Source organism: Shewanella oncorhynchi (assembly GCF_030848765.1).
Classification (GTDB): Bacteria; Pseudomonadota; Gammaproteobacteria; order Enterobacterales; family Shewanellaceae; genus Shewanella; species Shewanella oncorhynchi.
The window spans coordinates 4,248,088-4,262,199 of sequence record NZ_CP132914.1 but is presented as its reverse complement, the minus strand read 5'-3'; the positions used below and the strand labels follow the sequence as shown (position 1 = coordinate 4,262,199).

Sequence of the window (14,112 nt, the reverse complement as noted above, 5' to 3'; positions counted from 1 at the left end):
AATAAAAAATGGCCTAGAATTTATTCTAGGCCACTTTAATAAGGCAGGCTTAAATCAAGCTGAAGACTAGCTTAACGGGTACCGTATACCACGATTGTCTTACCATGAGCTTGGATCAAATTCTGTTCTTCTAACATCTTCAAGATACGACCCACAGTTTCCCGTGAACAGCCAACGATTTGGCCTATCTCTTGACGAGTGATCTTAATCTGCATGCCATCAGGGTGTGTCATAGCATCAGGTTGTTTAGCCAGATGTAATAGAGTTTGAGCAATACGGCCTGCAACGTCTAAGAATGCAAGGTTACCCACTTTCTGGCTGGTACTTTGTAGGCGATAGGCCATTTGCGCAGACAGCTTCATCAGAATTTCAGGGTTAACTTGAATTAACTGTCTGAATTTCTTATATGAAATCTCAGCGATTTCACAAGCTTGCTTAGCACGAACCCAAGCGGTACGTTCGGCTTGTTCTTCAAACAAACCTAGTTCACCGATAAAGTCACCTTGATTCAGATAAGAAAGGATCATCTCCTTACCTTCTTCATCTTTAATCAATACCGCTACAGAACCTTTTACTATGTAATAAAGGGTATCTGAGTCTTCACCAGCATGGATAAGAGTGCTCTTTGCAGGGTACTTATGAATGTGACAGTGTGATAAAAACCATTCCAAAGTTGGATCAGGTTTTGGCTTACCAATCAGAGCCATGTTGGTGTTCCTCGATTGATTAAAACGAAAGTAAGAGTATTCTAAATAAGCATTTTACGTCAATTAAACTCACAAAAACTTGATGGAAGTCTTAGTTTAGAATAAGTGAATAAATGCAATTAACCATCTAAAATTAGAGCTTATTTTGCTACTTTAGTGATTTAAGTCAACTAAATCGGTATGAAACTCGCTGGATTCACTTAACTCTGTCGAGTTAATCACATCTTACCAGTCTATTTCAGCAGTTTTATTATAGATTATGAATAAAATATGCCACTAAATTACACAATAACATGTTTCACTTTTTAAATTTGACATTCCATTTGGCTTAACTTCCCCCATTATCCTGAGGTTTGTGTGTATTTAGGCTCGACTTATGGGGTTAATTCTGGCTAACTTTGAGGGCAGTTGTTTTTAAGAGAGGTAAGCAAGTGAAATACAGATTATGGGTTTTAGGTGCAGGTTTAAGCTTAACAATAGGGCTGAGCTCTGCGGCGCACGCATTTTCTATCCCGCAGCCAGCAGCTGAACTTGCGGCCAGTAAGTTTGTGCATATTCAGGTGACGGCAGAGCAAGGTGATGCCGATGCTCAATTTTTGCTGGGATTAATGTATCTCTCCGGACGTTTTGTGTCGCAAGAAGTGCCCACTGGATTGCACTGGATCTCACTTGCCGCCGAACAACAACATGAAAAAGCGCAGCAAACCTTAGCGGATCTGTCATTTGAAGGCCAATTGATCAAGCGTGACTTGTCAGTCGCTGAGCATTGGTATAAAGCGTTGAGTGAGCAGGGCAGTCGTTGGGCTCAATTCCGTTTAGGCTTTATTTATGCGTCTGGCGGTGACGGTGTGCAGCGCAACTGCGGTAAAGCGGTCGAGCAATTTTCCCAAGTGGGTGATGATGTTGCTTTGGGTAATGTGGCGTGGATTTTAGCAACTTGTCCCGAAGCAGAATATCGTGATGGCAATAAAGCGGTCGCGTTGTCCTTAAAATTACTCAAAGTGAATGAAAACGATCCTACAAATCTTGATAATTTAGCCGCGGCTTATGCGGAGTTAGGCGATTTTGGTGCTGCTATTTCGACGCAGCAGAAAGCGATCGAAGCGTTGAAAATGAATGCTGAAATGACTAAGACTGATGAGTTTATGCTGCGGTTACAAACCTACGAGCAAAAGCGTGCCTATCGCGAAACCTTACGTTTACTCGAATAGGGCTTTCTTCATCATCGCTCTCTAGTTAACTGCTATTTTTATTTTAGTATTGATTCATAAGTTTAAAAATAAAGCCTGAGTGGATACTCGGGCTTTTTGTTTTTGATTTAAGGCTCACCGAGCGCCCAAGAATCTAGGATGTGATATTCGACACCCGTGCTTGTGCTTTTTGAATGGTATAAATGCAAATTATCGGGCGTTAACGTCAGCGTATTCATACCTTTGAGTTGCAATAAAGCCGACTCATCTAGTGTCCATTGTTTTGCTTTTCTAAATAAACTGATGTGCGGGCAAAAGTTGTGCTCATTCCGATGCAATTGCAGTCGGTCAGCAATTTCTTGCGTCTGTTTAGCGAATTGCGCTAACGGAGGCTCAATATCATCGCCTTTCAAGCAACATACTTGCGCATTGGGCCATACATCGAGCTGGTTAAGCCGAACGCTAAATCTTGGCTTCACTAAGCGGTCAACCGCATCAAGGAGGGCGATTTTTTGCTCGTTGTTAGCTTGACCCATAAAGCAGAGCGTTAAATGCAGATTGCTGACACTCACCGCTTTCGCCTCAGGATTAAGGTGGCATATCAATAGCTGCTGCAATTCACTTAGATATACCCTTTGACTATCTGTGGGAGCGAAGCCGAGGAATAGCCTTTGTTGCATCGGTTTATCATCCTTTTGGAGGGCTTAATATGGATTATCTCAGCGAACACTTTGACGTTAAGCGCATTTGAGCGTTAATCTAGCTGTTGAATTTATCAGCTAATTTGTGACTCAAGCAGACGTTTAATTCACTGTGAGCCTATACTTAATGCACGTCGATAATACCTTAAATGGATTTTTAGGTAAGGAAGAGACTTTTCATGTCAGTAGGTTTAGCTAATCCACTCCAACAGGCTTTGGTCAGTATTTTTAGTGAATCCCCGCTAGAAACCTTAGAGCAGAATGTTGACAGAGCGCTTGAGACTATTACTTTGCAACTGCATTGTGACGGGGTATTTGTATTAACCGGAAGCCAGTCACTGGATCGTTTACGCACGCGTAATTTGTATTTAAAACCTCAATTTGCCCAAGGCCAACAGACACGAGTCTGGCCCTTGGCACGAATGCCATTTTTTCGCTCTCTTGTCCGTACTCCGCGTCTATTAAATCTGGCTGATGTAAATACCTTACCTGCTGATGCTCAGGCTGAGCGAGCTTTATTAAGGGATTGGGACGTCAAGAGTCTATTAGTATTGCCGCCAGTCGTGTTTGGCGAAACCCGTATTGCCTTGGGGGCTGTCAATTGCTCAGAATGTTGTGAATGGAGCGAAGAGTTTATAAGTGATTTTAATCATGCCGCTGTGATGATTGGCTCTGCGATGGAATTGACGCGTATTGCTTTAAGCATGCTTGCCAGTGAACATAAATACTGTGAAGTATTCAACCAGTTGCCCTTAGCTTGCGCCTTGTTAGATAAGCATGATCAATTGACTATGCTGAATAAAGTCGCTCTGCAAACCCTGCCAATTCAACATGGCTATGATTTATTCGACATGGTGCGTGAGGAAGAACACGCCATGCTAACTGATACCTTACATGTGGTACGAGAAGGCGTGCTCGGCCAAGCTTGGTGTGAATTACCTTTAAAATCAATTCATCAATTAACTTGGTTAAAACTGAGTTTTAGCCAGATTAGCGGCGATAAAGATACTTTAGTGATGATTGCCGAAGATGTCAGTGAAAAGTACCGCTTAGCCGATGAGCTTTCGTTCCATGCCAATTATGATGCGCTCACAGGATTGCCCAATCGGTTACATTTCGAAGCCCTATTAGAAAACCTACTACACGCCCACGACGATATGCCTATTTGCGTGGCGTTTCTCGATTTAGACCAATTCCAAGTCATTAACAATATCAGTGGCCACCAGGCGGGCGATAAACTGCTTTGCCAAGTCGCATTACGTTTGAAACAGCTCGTACGTAAAGGCGATATTGTTGCCCGTTTAGGGGGCGATGAGTTTGGTATCCTGATGCATTACTGCAATGTGGACTCTGCGAAACAGATTGCTAAGCGGATTTGTACCCAGTTAGCAAATCATGAGTTTATTTGGGAAAGTCGTAGTCACAATGTCAGTGTTAGTATGGGGATTGCTAGGCTAGATAAAAAATCCGCCGATATTTATACCGTCATGAGTCAAGCTGACGCTGCTTGTCGATTAGCGAAGGATCAAGGCCGAAATGGCTGGCATTTATACAGTGCGAGCGATCCTAAAATGAACCGTCTCTACACCGAGATGATGGCCTCTGTTGATATCGTCGGCGCACTCGCGTTAAACCAATTCGAGCTTTATTTTCAAAGCATAGTGCCGTTAAACCGCGAGGAAACTGGCTTACATTTAGAGATCCTACTGCGTATGGTGCAGACTAACGGCACTATAGTGTCTCCAGCTATCTTCTTACCCGCCGCCGAGCGATACAACTTGGCTTCTAAGGTTGATCTTTGGGTGATCGATAATTTGCTCAAGTGGGGTGGTAGTCATTTAGATATTTGGCAGCAATTGGATCTTGTGTCTGTGAATCTGTCGGCAACTTCTTTGGGCGATCATGAGTTTATGAATTGGCTAGAAATGCGCTTGATGGCCGAACCTGAGCTGGTGGATAAGCTTTGCATCGAGATCACAGAAACCGCGGCTGTGAGTCAGCTCGATCAAGCGACAAAGCTACTCGAGATACTTCGTCCGCTCAATTGTAAATTAGCCCTCGATGATTTTGGTGCAGGCTTTTCTAGCTTTGCTTACCTTAAGCGCCTCAATGTGGATTTTGTAAAGGTTGATGGCCAATTTGTCGTCAATATTTGCGAAGACTCTGCGGATCAGGCGATCGTAAAATCCATCTGCCAACTTGGTCAAGATATGGGGTTTGATGTGGTTGCTGAATTTGTCGAATCCCAAGAAATAGGGTGGAAATTGCAAGCCTTAGGCGTCGACTATGCTCAAGGTTACGCCATCAATAAACCGATACGCTTAGCTGAACTACAGTCAGGGCTCAGTCAACCTTGGCTCGAAAAGCGTGAGATTTTTGCTCCCTATCCACAGCTGTAATCTTGGGCATGGCAGCCTTTAGCTGTTACTTATGTCAGCACTGACTTGATAATGTTTGCTGTGAAATGGTACTCAAAGCCGATTGTTAGTACACTGACGCCCTGTCTTGGCCGCTGATGTCTTTTTCTTGAACTCTCTACCTATTCATAGCTTATTAGCACCGCTGCGCGCGGCTTTTTCTCGTCACGCCCAAGTGATCCTCGAGGCACCGACAGGTGCGGGTAAATCAACGGCGTTACCTTTGGCTATGTTGGATTGGCCAGAAATCAGCGGACGCATTTTAATGCTCGAACCGCGGCGTGTCGCGGCGCGTAGTGTGGCGCACTATATTGCCAGCTGTCGCCAGCAAAAGGTGGGGCAAGAAGTCGGCTATCGCGTCCGCGGTGAAGCTAAAATCAGCGCTAATACCCGTTTAGAAATTGTCACCGAAGGCATACTGACGCGAATGATCCAACAAGATCCCGAGTTAACTGGGATTGGAATGATCATCTTCGATGAAATTCATGAACGTCACCTCACCACAGATTTAGGTCTTGCCCTAGCGCTCGAAGTGCAAGCTTCACTGCGGGACGATTTAAAGATATTAGCTATGTCAGCGACTCTATCTGGTCTTGCCTTAGCTGAACTCATGCCAGAAGCGGTGACCTTGCACAGCGAAGGCCGGAGTTTTCCTGTCGACATCGAATATCGCCCTGTGCCAACTCAGCAGCATTGGATCGATCACCTCGGCCGCTGCGTGCTCGAACTGGTTTCGGCCAGCAGCAGTGCCAGTGTTGATAAAACGGCTGCCAATAATGCCGTGCTCGTGTTTTTACCCGGTAAAGGGGAGATCTTACGATTACAGCAGTTTTTGCGCGAGCGCTTAGCGGACGATGCTTTTTTGATTTGCCCTCTTTATGGTGAACTTTCGGGTGCCGAGCAAGATAGTGCGATCGCTGTAACTATAGATGGCAGGCGCAAAATTGTGCTAGCCACTAACGTGGCGGAATCGAGTTTAACTATTGAAGACATAGGGTTTGTCATCGACAGTGGTTATAAACGACAAGCGAGTTTTAACCCTAAAACCGGTGTCACCCGCTTAGGCTTGAAACGTATAAGCCAAGCCTCCGCAACTCAGCGTAGTGGTCGCGCCGGGCGTTTATCAGCGGGTGTGTGCGTTCGCCTGTGGAGCCAAGAAGAACATAGCCGCATGCTCAGGGCCGATGAACCCGAGATCAGCCAAGCGGATCTGGTGGCTATGGCCCACGATTGTGCTTACTGGGGCGCAAAATCCTTTAGCGACTTGATGTTGTTAACGCCGCCACCTAGTGTGCATGAGGCGCTGGCGTGGAAACTGTTACAAGATTTAGGCATGGTCGATACTCAAAATAAACTCACTCCCCATGGTAAAGCGGCCTACGAGCTAGGGTGTCACCCAAGGCTTGCTCATATGTTATTGGGCGCAAAAAGTTTGGGCGCAAACAATGGGGGAGTCAATAATGCTAACGAACAAGCAACGCAATTGGGCAGTTTGGCCTGCTTGTTGTCGGGGGTTTTAGAGGCGCGCGGTTTGCCTAAAAAGGGCGCTGATATTATGAATTACCTGCACTTTGCCTGTCATGGACAAGCTGGGCAACAGGCAAAACAGTGGCAGAAAAAGCTAGGATTAGCGGCGGATTTGTCTAAGATAGCGACCCATGCACACCACAGCGATGTGGGGTTGTTATTAGCACTTGCTTATCCGGATCGTATTGCTAAAGCCCGCGGTGTTGAGGGCTACCAATTAGCCAATGGTACTGGCGTTGTGCTCGTAGCCGATGATGCATTGGCGCAAACGCCGTGGATGGTGGTGGCGGATTTTCAAGAAACTGAAGGCAGAAACGCTGGGCGGATTTACTTAGCGAGTCAGCTTCAGCCAAGCTTGTTCGACGGCGAGCTAAAAGGTTTACTGGACATTCATGAGATTTGTGGCTGGGATGAAGCTAAAGGTCGAGTGATTGCGCAGCGCCAATACAAGGTCGGACAAATTTTAGTAAAAACCGAGACGATTGCTAAGCCTGAACCTAAGCAAATTGTCGCGGCCTTACTGGGCTATATTCGCCAGCAAGGATTACAAATCCTCAATTGGAACGCTAACTTAGAACAGTTTCAATACAGGCTCAAACTGGCAACTGAGTTTGACGCGGGCGGTGACTGGCCCAAGGTTGATGATGAAGCATTATTAGCGGGCCTAGAAACTTGGCTGGCGCCTTACCTCGAAAATGTGAATAATCTGCCGCAATTAGTTAAGCTTGATTGCTTTGGTTTTGTGGCAAACTGTTTGAGCTGGCAGCAGAAACAGCGACTTGACGAGTTATTGCCAACCTCTTGGCCGTTAGTGACTGGTACCTCTGCGCCAATAGCATACGACGAGTCTGGGCGTGCGCTACTGCGTGTACGTCTGCAAGAAACCTTTGGCATGGCGCAGAGTCCTATGTTGGCGCAGGGCAAACTAAAGGTGACGATGGAATTACTCTCTCCGGCCCAGCGTCCATTAGCCTTGACGGCAGATTTAGCCAGCTTTTGGCAGGGACCTTATGTGGAAGTTAAGAAGGAAATGCGCGGTCGATATCCAAAACATCTGTGGCCAGACGATCCTGTGAATACACTGCCGACAAAATTTACCAAGAAGAAAACCTTGGGTTTAGCTCAGCCCTAGCACCACGCCGCTGGTTTTATAACATTTTGTTATGAAGCACTTTGATTCGCACCACGTTAGCTTTGTGCCTATGGCTGATGTCTTTAAATGCATGAATGATGAAGTAGATATGACAACTAAGACGACAAAAAAATCACCCGCTTCCCGTCGGGCTAATCATGGCCGCGGTTTATTTCGACGAATTTGGTCTATCAGTTGGAAATTAGGCTTGGCTGGATTAGCTGTAGTGACTTTCTACAGCATTTATCTTGATCAAATTATTGCGCAAAAATTTGAAGGCCAAAAATGGCATTTGCCAGCGCAGGTGTTTAGTCGTTCTATGGCGCTGTACCCCGGTGCGGCAGTCAGCCATCCGCAAATGATGGCTGAGCTTAAGTTGCTCGGCTATCGCAAAGTCGCTAACCCACGCCAAGTGGGAGAGTTTTCGGCATCGAGCACTCGTATTGAATTGTGGCGTCGGCCGTTTTTGCATCCAGAAGGCGATCAAGTCGAACAAAGAGTCATGATCAGCTTTGACAGCAATGGCATCAGTTCGGTCACTCGAGTCTCAGACAAGCGTCAACTTGCCGTATTCCACCTTGAGCCAGTATTGCTCGACCGCATTATTACTGGCGACGGTGAAGACAGGCTGTTTGTGCCGACCGAAGAAATGCCAAAGTCGATCGTGCAGGCGTTACTGCTGGTGGAAGATCGTAGTTTTTATGAACACCATGGTGTGAATCCCTTCGCGATTGCGCGCGCGGCTTTTGTGAACATCAGCGCCGGTCGCACTGTGCAAGGTGGCTCGACGTTAACTCAGCAGTTAGCGAAAAACTTTTTCCTTTCGAGTGAGCGTTCCTTGCTGCGTAAGGTTCGCGAAGCCTTAATGGCGGTCATTATTGATTTTCGTTACAGCAAAGACGAAATCCTCGAAGCGTATCTTAACGAAGTGTATATGGGGCAGGATAAATCCCGCGCCGTCCATGGTATGGGGTTGGCCTCACGTTTCTATTTCGGCCGTCCTATCAGTGAGTTGACTATCTCCCAGCAGGCATTCTTAGTGGCTGCGATTAAGGGACCGTCTTACTACAATCCATGGAAATATCCGGATCGTATTCAAGAACGCCGTGATCTGGTATTGCGCTTGTTAATGGATGCGGGGGATTTAACCACGGCGGAGTACAAGGTGGCGGTAGAGTCACCCTTAGGGATCCGTAATCTGAATAAACCAGCACATCAAAAATTACCTTCTTTCTTCGCCTTGGTAAAACAGGAAGTGAACGAGCGTTATGGCGATGCGCTATTGAAGCAATCTGGGGTGAAAATCTATACCACGCTTGATCCTATGGCCCAAGAAGCCGCCGAAATTGCGGTGACTCAAACCCTCAAGAGCTTAGATAAGAGCAATAAATCATTGCAGATTGGTATGGTCGTGACCGACAAATACACGGGCGGTATCGCGGCTATGGTCGGCGATAAAACCCCAGGATTTGATGGCTTTAACCGCGCAGTTGAAATTCGTCGTCCTATTGGCTCGTTAATTAAGCCTTTTGTGTATGCTACGGCTTTGGCACCTAATAGCCAATTTACCTTAGCGACCCCTCTTAAAGATCAACCTATTACCTTAAAAAGCGAGCAAGGTAAGACATGGTCACCACAAAACTTTGATAAGAAGTTCAGTGGTCAGGTGCCTTTGTTAACGGCATTGAAAAAGTCGATGAACGTACCGACGGTAAATCTTGGAATTGCTGTGGGTGTGGATGCGGTCGCCACAACATTGGCTAAATCGGGTTGGCAGGAGCCGTTAAACGAGTATCCCTCCATGTTACTCGGCGCCGTCAATGGCTCGCCATTAATGGTAGCGCAAGTGTACCAAACCTTAGCTGATAGCGGTGTTTACCGTAAGTTAACCACAGTGACCGCTGTGCTAGATTCTGATAAGAACCCATTGCCAGTGACGCGATTGCCTAAAGAGCAAGCTATAGCACCTGAGACAGATTTCTTAATTCAATTTGCTATGCAGCAAGTGGTGAATACGGGAACGGCGACGCGTTTAGGTAATGCTTTCCCTGGCGTTGGACTTGCGGGTAAGACTGGCACCAGTAACGACAGCCGCGACTCTTGGTTTGCGGGCTTTGATGAGCGTAATGTCGCCGCCATTTGGGTTGGTCGTGACGATAACGGCAAAACCAGTTTGTATGGTAGCAGTGGCGCCATGGCCGTATATCTTGCCTTCTTAAAGGAACGTCCACCTATTAGTCTGCGCTCAATTCCAGTGAACGGCGTAGTGAAGGGCTTTTTTGACCGAGATACAGGTGTGGCTAAGGAATCCACTTGCAGCAATGTCGATGCGCTTCCGGCATTAGCTGCGACCTATCGTCCAGTGAATAACTGCGGCGACCCTTTGCAGTGGTGGCAGAAAATTTTCTAGGTTAATAGGGTCGATAATGGGCCAATAACGCACTTATGCGTTGGATATAAAACCTTTTAGTCAGTAGAACCTGTGCCGATGGAAGTGGTGTGATCGAGGGCAAACTCGGGGCGCCAATCTTCCCTTTGCACGGGACGTTAATCCAAAGTGAGAAATGACATGTTTAAAACCGCTGCCGCTGTGCATATTTTAGTGAAACACAAAGAACAGGCTGAGGATATTGTTAAGCAGCTGAATAATGGTGCTAATTTTGCTGTGCTCGCTAAGCGTTTTTCCTCTTGCCCTTCTGCCAAAAAAGGCGGCGATTTAGGTGAATTTAAAAAAGGCCAAATGGTGCCACAGTTCGATAAGGTTGCATTTTCAGGTGAATTACTGGTGCCACATATAGTGAAAACTAAGTTTGGCTGGCATGTGGTTAAAGTGCTGTATCGCACTTAATACCCCAGTAATAAGCACATCTTCACCGAACGTTATTTTCGACTAATCAAATAGATTGGAAGATTAGGGAGCGATCAGCATGAAATTTAGTTTTAACACCGAAGATGCGAGCCAAGTTTGCGTAGGGGCTTTTGCCCTTGCGGTTCCCGTTGCATTTTCTGAGGAAGCGTGGCATCTCGGTGAGACTTTACCTTTATTGAATATCGGTATGCTTTTTAGTTTATCGCTGCTCTTTCTTGGGGTATTCACCTATCACAGCGTGTTCCAACAGAATATTGCTTCCCGCGTTCCTGTGTTTATTTTTCGTATCGTGGTGGCGTATTTGCTCACTGCCCTCGTGGTTTTCCTCGTGCTGCTTTGCCTCGATAAAGTGCCATTTTTTGAGGATCCACTAACCTCTATAAAACGGATCATAGTGATCACTATGCCAGCCTCTATGGGCGCTATTGTTGTGGATAGTTTTGATAAAGAATGACACTGTTTCGCTAAATCTCATGACTTTTGTCACTGGTTGATTGCGGTTGTCTTGCGCATACTTATTTCCATGTTCTGACTTTGACATTGATTAAGCGTCATAAGCAGACCTAAATTTTGAGCTTGATAACGATAACGCCAATAGATAAAGGAAATGACTATGAACACTGGTGCCCTCGCTTTACTTATCCCAATACTCGCAATTGTTGGCGGATATGTGGTCGCTATAATGAAAATCCGCAACAAACAAGGTGTGTCGACTCGTGAGCAAGTGGCCGAAAACCAAGCTTTGCAGACCGAGTTAGCCATCCTTCGTCAGCGTATCGAAGTGCTAGAGCAGTTAGCCACTGACGATGGTTTTCAGTTAAAGCGTGAATTTAAAAAGGTTTAACGATTTATTCCTTGGCTTATCGGTGGCTAGGCAATACTTACGTTTTAGATGTTATTTGTTCTGACAAGGTATTGCTCGCCAAATGAAAAATGATGTTGAGTTATTTTAAATGAGTCACGAGTGATGAAAACGGCCTTATTTAGCTAACATTTCTGCGGCATTATCGGCTGTTATATGTCGCGTCATCTCGCCATACAGGCTCTATCTTGCATAAAATTCCGCCTAATATCTGCAGAATAAACCTGAAACGTCAACAGATCCTGATACCCCTGTCATTTGTTTGGCTTTACAAATGTGGGCAGGGTGTTACTTTGTACGCCTTACGTGGGTCAAGTCATCGGGTGAGTTAAATACCTATTTTAAGGTAGACTCGTGATAATTTTGTTATCCATCCCTGTATTGAGTTATTACAAATAGAGTTTATATGTTTCTAGCGCCTTATTTTTCTAAGCAAAATCAAGCTATTTCCGTTTCAGCACAACAAGCCAGTGACTTCGCGAAGAAAATTGCGCAGGACTTTAATCCTATCCACGATGTGGGGGCAAAACGCTTTTGCGTACCGGGAGATTTACTGTTTGCCCTAGTATTGACTCAATATGGTTTGAGCCAGAGCATGAAGTTTAGCTTTGCGGGTATGGTGGGTGATAGCGTCGAACTGCAATTCCCTGAACAAGTGAGCGAGAGTTTTTCGATTCGCGATAGTCGTGAAAAAACCTATCTTAATGTCAGCCGTCATGGCGATGTGAGTTGTTGCGATGCGCAGACCGAATCCTTTATTCGTCAATATGTTGCTTTCTCTGGGCATAATTTTATCGATATTCTGATCCCTTTGATGAAACAACATCAAGTGATGATCAACCCAGAACGGCCTTTAGTGATTTACGAAAGTATGTCGTTTGACTTAACCACCCTCGATTTTGTGCAAGTGACCTTATCCCTCGTTGGCCAAGATTTAAAAATCGATGGTAAACGTGGCGATGTGACATTGCACTTTGAATTACACAGTGGCGACACTTTAGTTGGCACAGGTATCAAAACCTTAGTGATGAGTGGATTACGTGCTTACGATGAGGTTCTTGTACAGCAAATGCGCGCCACCTATGAAGGTCGTAAAACTGATTATTGATTGACGTAAAAGCAATAGGTTGGCGTTTTGTCTTTTAGATAAAGCGCCATGCAATCCTTGATAGCGCGATTAAATGCTAGCAATTAATTGTTATTGACTGATAGCTGCGACACGATTGCTGAGACGTTTTCCGCGCCGCTACGTATTTCTCCCATCACTAATGTTACCTCCGCTAACTGTTGTTTTCCTTCCAGTGCAATACCTTCAACTTCGTTCATCATGCTAGTTGCACTTGTGGTGAGTTGTGTATTTTTAGTGACGACGGCGGCAATCTCACTGGTTGATTTACTGGTTCTGGAAGCAAGCTGCCTCACTTCATCGGCGACAACGGCAAAACCTCGGCCTTGTTCCCCCGCTCGTGCGGCCTCAATTGCGGCATTTAATGCTAGTAAATTAGTTTGATCGGCAATCGAACTAATGGTTGCGACTATCGCTTGAATACTTTGAGATTGTTCATTGAGTTGAGTTATCGCCAAGGTCGCTTTATGGGTTTGCTCGGCAATAGCATTAGAGGTATTTACAGTCGCATTGAGTAAATGTACGCCTTGTTCTGCTTGCTCGACGGTACGTTGTGACGTGGTCAGTGCAATATTGGCGGCTTCACGTACAGCGTGGCTTTGCTCGATCCGCTTGCTGATATCGCTCGCAAATTTAATCACTTTAACCACTTTACCTTGCTCATCCATAATAGGATTGTATGCTGCTTCTAACCAAATCGAATCGCCATAAGCATTTTTACGTTCAAAGAGACCGCTGCTATATCGACCTTGCTTTAGATCGTCCCAAAAGTGTGGATTTTGTCGATAAAACTCATCAAAACAGAAAATACGATGGTGTTTACCAATAATCTGCTCTTTGCTAAATCCCATTGTCTTTAAGAAGTTAGTATTGGCTTTCAAAATCGTGCCATCGGTAGTGAATTCAATAATGGCTTGCGAGCGATTCAAGGCATTAAAAATGGCCGCTTGGTCGTCAAGTTGGTGCTTATCTTGGGTGATATCAACGGCTGTTTTCATTATTTTAACGACTTTACCTGCCTGTTTTATAGGGAAGTAAGTGGCTCTAAGCCAGATCTCTTGGCCATTTTTATTCACTCGTGCAAAATTGCCTTCCTGTGGATGACCTGCTTTTAGATTACTCCAAAATTGCTGGTAGGTAGCAGAATTACCATAAGCCGCCGAGCAAAATAGCTTGTGATGTTGGCCTACGACTTCATTAAGTGAATAACCTACCGTTTTTAAAAACAACGCATTAGCATCGAGAATTAAACCATCAGGCGTAAATTCTACTGTGGCAATACTGTGCTTAATCGAGTCGATGATCGACTCCGCCTCTTGGCGTTTACTTTCGCTCACTTCTAGGCTTTTACGTAATGAAGAGTTGAACACTGAGATACTCCTGATGAGTCTAACTGACTCAAAAACTGCAGTTCTTTATTGAAAGCTCGATATTTCGAGCTAGATATACTGATAAATATAGCTGTGATTTTAATATGTGGTTTATTTCTATGAAACGCGTGATCGGGATCTATATACCTAAATTGAGTAAAAAAGATCACTATTCCTCGGTTTATTCGCGAATAGGCATAGCTAGAAAGCA

Annotated in this window: 11 protein-coding genes; 8 read left to right on the top strand and 3 right to left on the bottom strand. The window is 45.2% G+C overall.

Annotated features, from left to right (window positions below; genetic code table 11):
• Positions 1-71: 71 nt before the first annotated feature.
• Positions 72-707, bottom strand: coding sequence for a cAMP-activated global transcriptional regulator CRP (gene crp / locus RA178_RS18910; RefSeq protein WP_006080082.1), 636 nt, complete (start codon positions 705-707; stop codon positions 72-74).
• A 431-nt stretch (positions 708-1,138) separates the two neighbouring features.
• On the opposite strand from crp, the gene RA178_RS18905 reads away from it, so the two are divergent.
• The gene (locus RA178_RS18905; protein WP_306683342.1) at positions 1,139-1,918 is read left to right on the top strand and encodes a tetratricopeptide repeat protein; all 780 of its coding nucleotides are present in this window, start codon (positions 1,139-1,141) and stop codon (positions 1,916-1,918) included.
• Between the two features lie 107 nt (positions 1,919-2,025).
• Here RA178_RS18905 and thpR read toward each other — a convergent pair whose 3' ends face one another.
• A complete protein-coding gene (thpR, locus tag RA178_RS18900) occupies positions 2,026-2,577 on the bottom strand; it encodes an RNA 2',3'-cyclic phosphodiesterase (protein ID WP_306683341.1) in 552 nt (183 codons plus the stop codon).
• Between the two features lie 200 nt (positions 2,578-2,777).
• Between thpR and RA178_RS18895 the strand changes: the two genes are divergently transcribed.
• From RA178_RS18895 to RA178_RS18865, 7 genes are all read left to right on the top strand, one after another.
• Positions 2,778-4,997 (top strand): putative bifunctional diguanylate cyclase/phosphodiesterase, encoded by a 2,220-nt coding sequence (locus RA178_RS18895; RefSeq protein ID WP_306683339.1) that lies wholly within the window; start codon positions 2,778-2,780, stop codon positions 4,995-4,997.
• Positions 4,998-5,124: 127 nt separating this feature from the next.
• A complete protein-coding gene (hrpB, locus tag RA178_RS18890; protein WP_306683337.1) occupies positions 5,125-7,674 on the top strand; it encodes an ATP-dependent helicase HrpB in 2,550 nt (849 codons plus the stop codon).
• A 91-nt stretch (positions 7,675-7,765) separates the two neighbouring features.
• Positions 7,766-10,084, top strand: a complete 2,319-nt coding sequence (gene mrcB, locus RA178_RS18885) for a penicillin-binding protein 1B (RefSeq protein ID WP_168827694.1) — start codon at positions 7,766-7,768, stop codon at positions 10,082-10,084.
• Positions 10,085-10,243: 159 nt separating this feature from the next.
• Positions 10,244-10,522: a peptidylprolyl isomerase gene (locus RA178_RS18880; protein ID WP_006084190.1), complete on the top strand. Its 279-nt coding sequence runs from the start codon at positions 10,244-10,246 to the stop codon at positions 10,520-10,522.
• Positions 10,523-10,601: 79 nt separating this feature from the next.
• On the top strand, positions 10,602-10,997 hold the full coding sequence (locus tag RA178_RS18875; protein ID WP_105250257.1) for a DUF2391 family protein: 396 nt from the start codon (positions 10,602-10,604) through the stop codon (positions 10,995-10,997).
• Between the two features lie 159 nt (positions 10,998-11,156).
• Positions 11,157-11,387 carry a hypothetical protein gene (locus RA178_RS18870; protein ID WP_219253244.1) on the top strand — a complete coding sequence of 77 codons (231 nt, stop codon included), beginning with the start codon at positions 11,157-11,159 and terminating at the stop codon, positions 11,385-11,387.
• A gap of 424 nt (positions 11,388-11,811) precedes the next feature.
• A complete protein-coding gene (locus tag RA178_RS18865; RefSeq protein ID WP_131525486.1) occupies positions 11,812-12,513 on the top strand; it encodes a DUF3581 domain-containing protein in 702 nt (233 codons plus the stop codon).
• An 83-nt stretch (positions 12,514-12,596) separates the two neighbouring features.
• Here the strand turns inward: RA178_RS18865 and RA178_RS18860 are convergent, their stop codons facing one another.
• Entirely contained in the window at positions 12,597-13,901 is a 1,305-nt protein-coding gene (locus RA178_RS18860; RefSeq protein ID WP_131525487.1) for a methyl-accepting chemotaxis protein, read from the bottom strand.
• Positions 13,902-14,112 lie beyond the last annotated feature (211 nt).

Bases quoted from the DNA above. Each gene is read 5' to 3' on its own strand.
- crp (WP_006080082.1), bottom strand. From the start codon at position 707: ATGGCTCTGATTGGTAAGCCAAAACCTGATCCAACTTTGGAATGGTTT.
- thpR (WP_306683341.1), bottom strand. From the start codon at position 2,577: ATGCAACAAAGGCTATTCCTCGGCTTCGCTCCCACAGATAGTCAAAGG.
- RA178_RS18895 (WP_306683339.1), top strand. From the start codon at position 2,778: ATGTCAGTAGGTTTAGCTAATCCACTCCAACAGGCTTTGGTCAGTATT.
- mrcB (WP_168827694.1), top strand. From the start codon at position 7,766: ATGAATGATGAAGTAGATATGACAACTAAGACGACAAAAAAATCACCC.
- RA178_RS18880 (WP_006084190.1), top strand. From the start codon at position 10,244: ATGTTTAAAACCGCTGCCGCTGTGCATATTTTAGTGAAACACAAAGAA.
- RA178_RS18875 (WP_105250257.1), top strand. From the start codon at position 10,602: ATGAAATTTAGTTTTAACACCGAAGATGCGAGCCAAGTTTGCGTAGGG.
- RA178_RS18870 (WP_219253244.1), top strand. From the start codon at position 11,157: ATGAACACTGGTGCCCTCGCTTTACTTATCCCAATACTCGCAATTGTT.
- RA178_RS18865 (WP_131525486.1), top strand. From the start codon at position 11,812: ATGTTTCTAGCGCCTTATTTTTCTAAGCAAAATCAAGCTATTTCCGTT.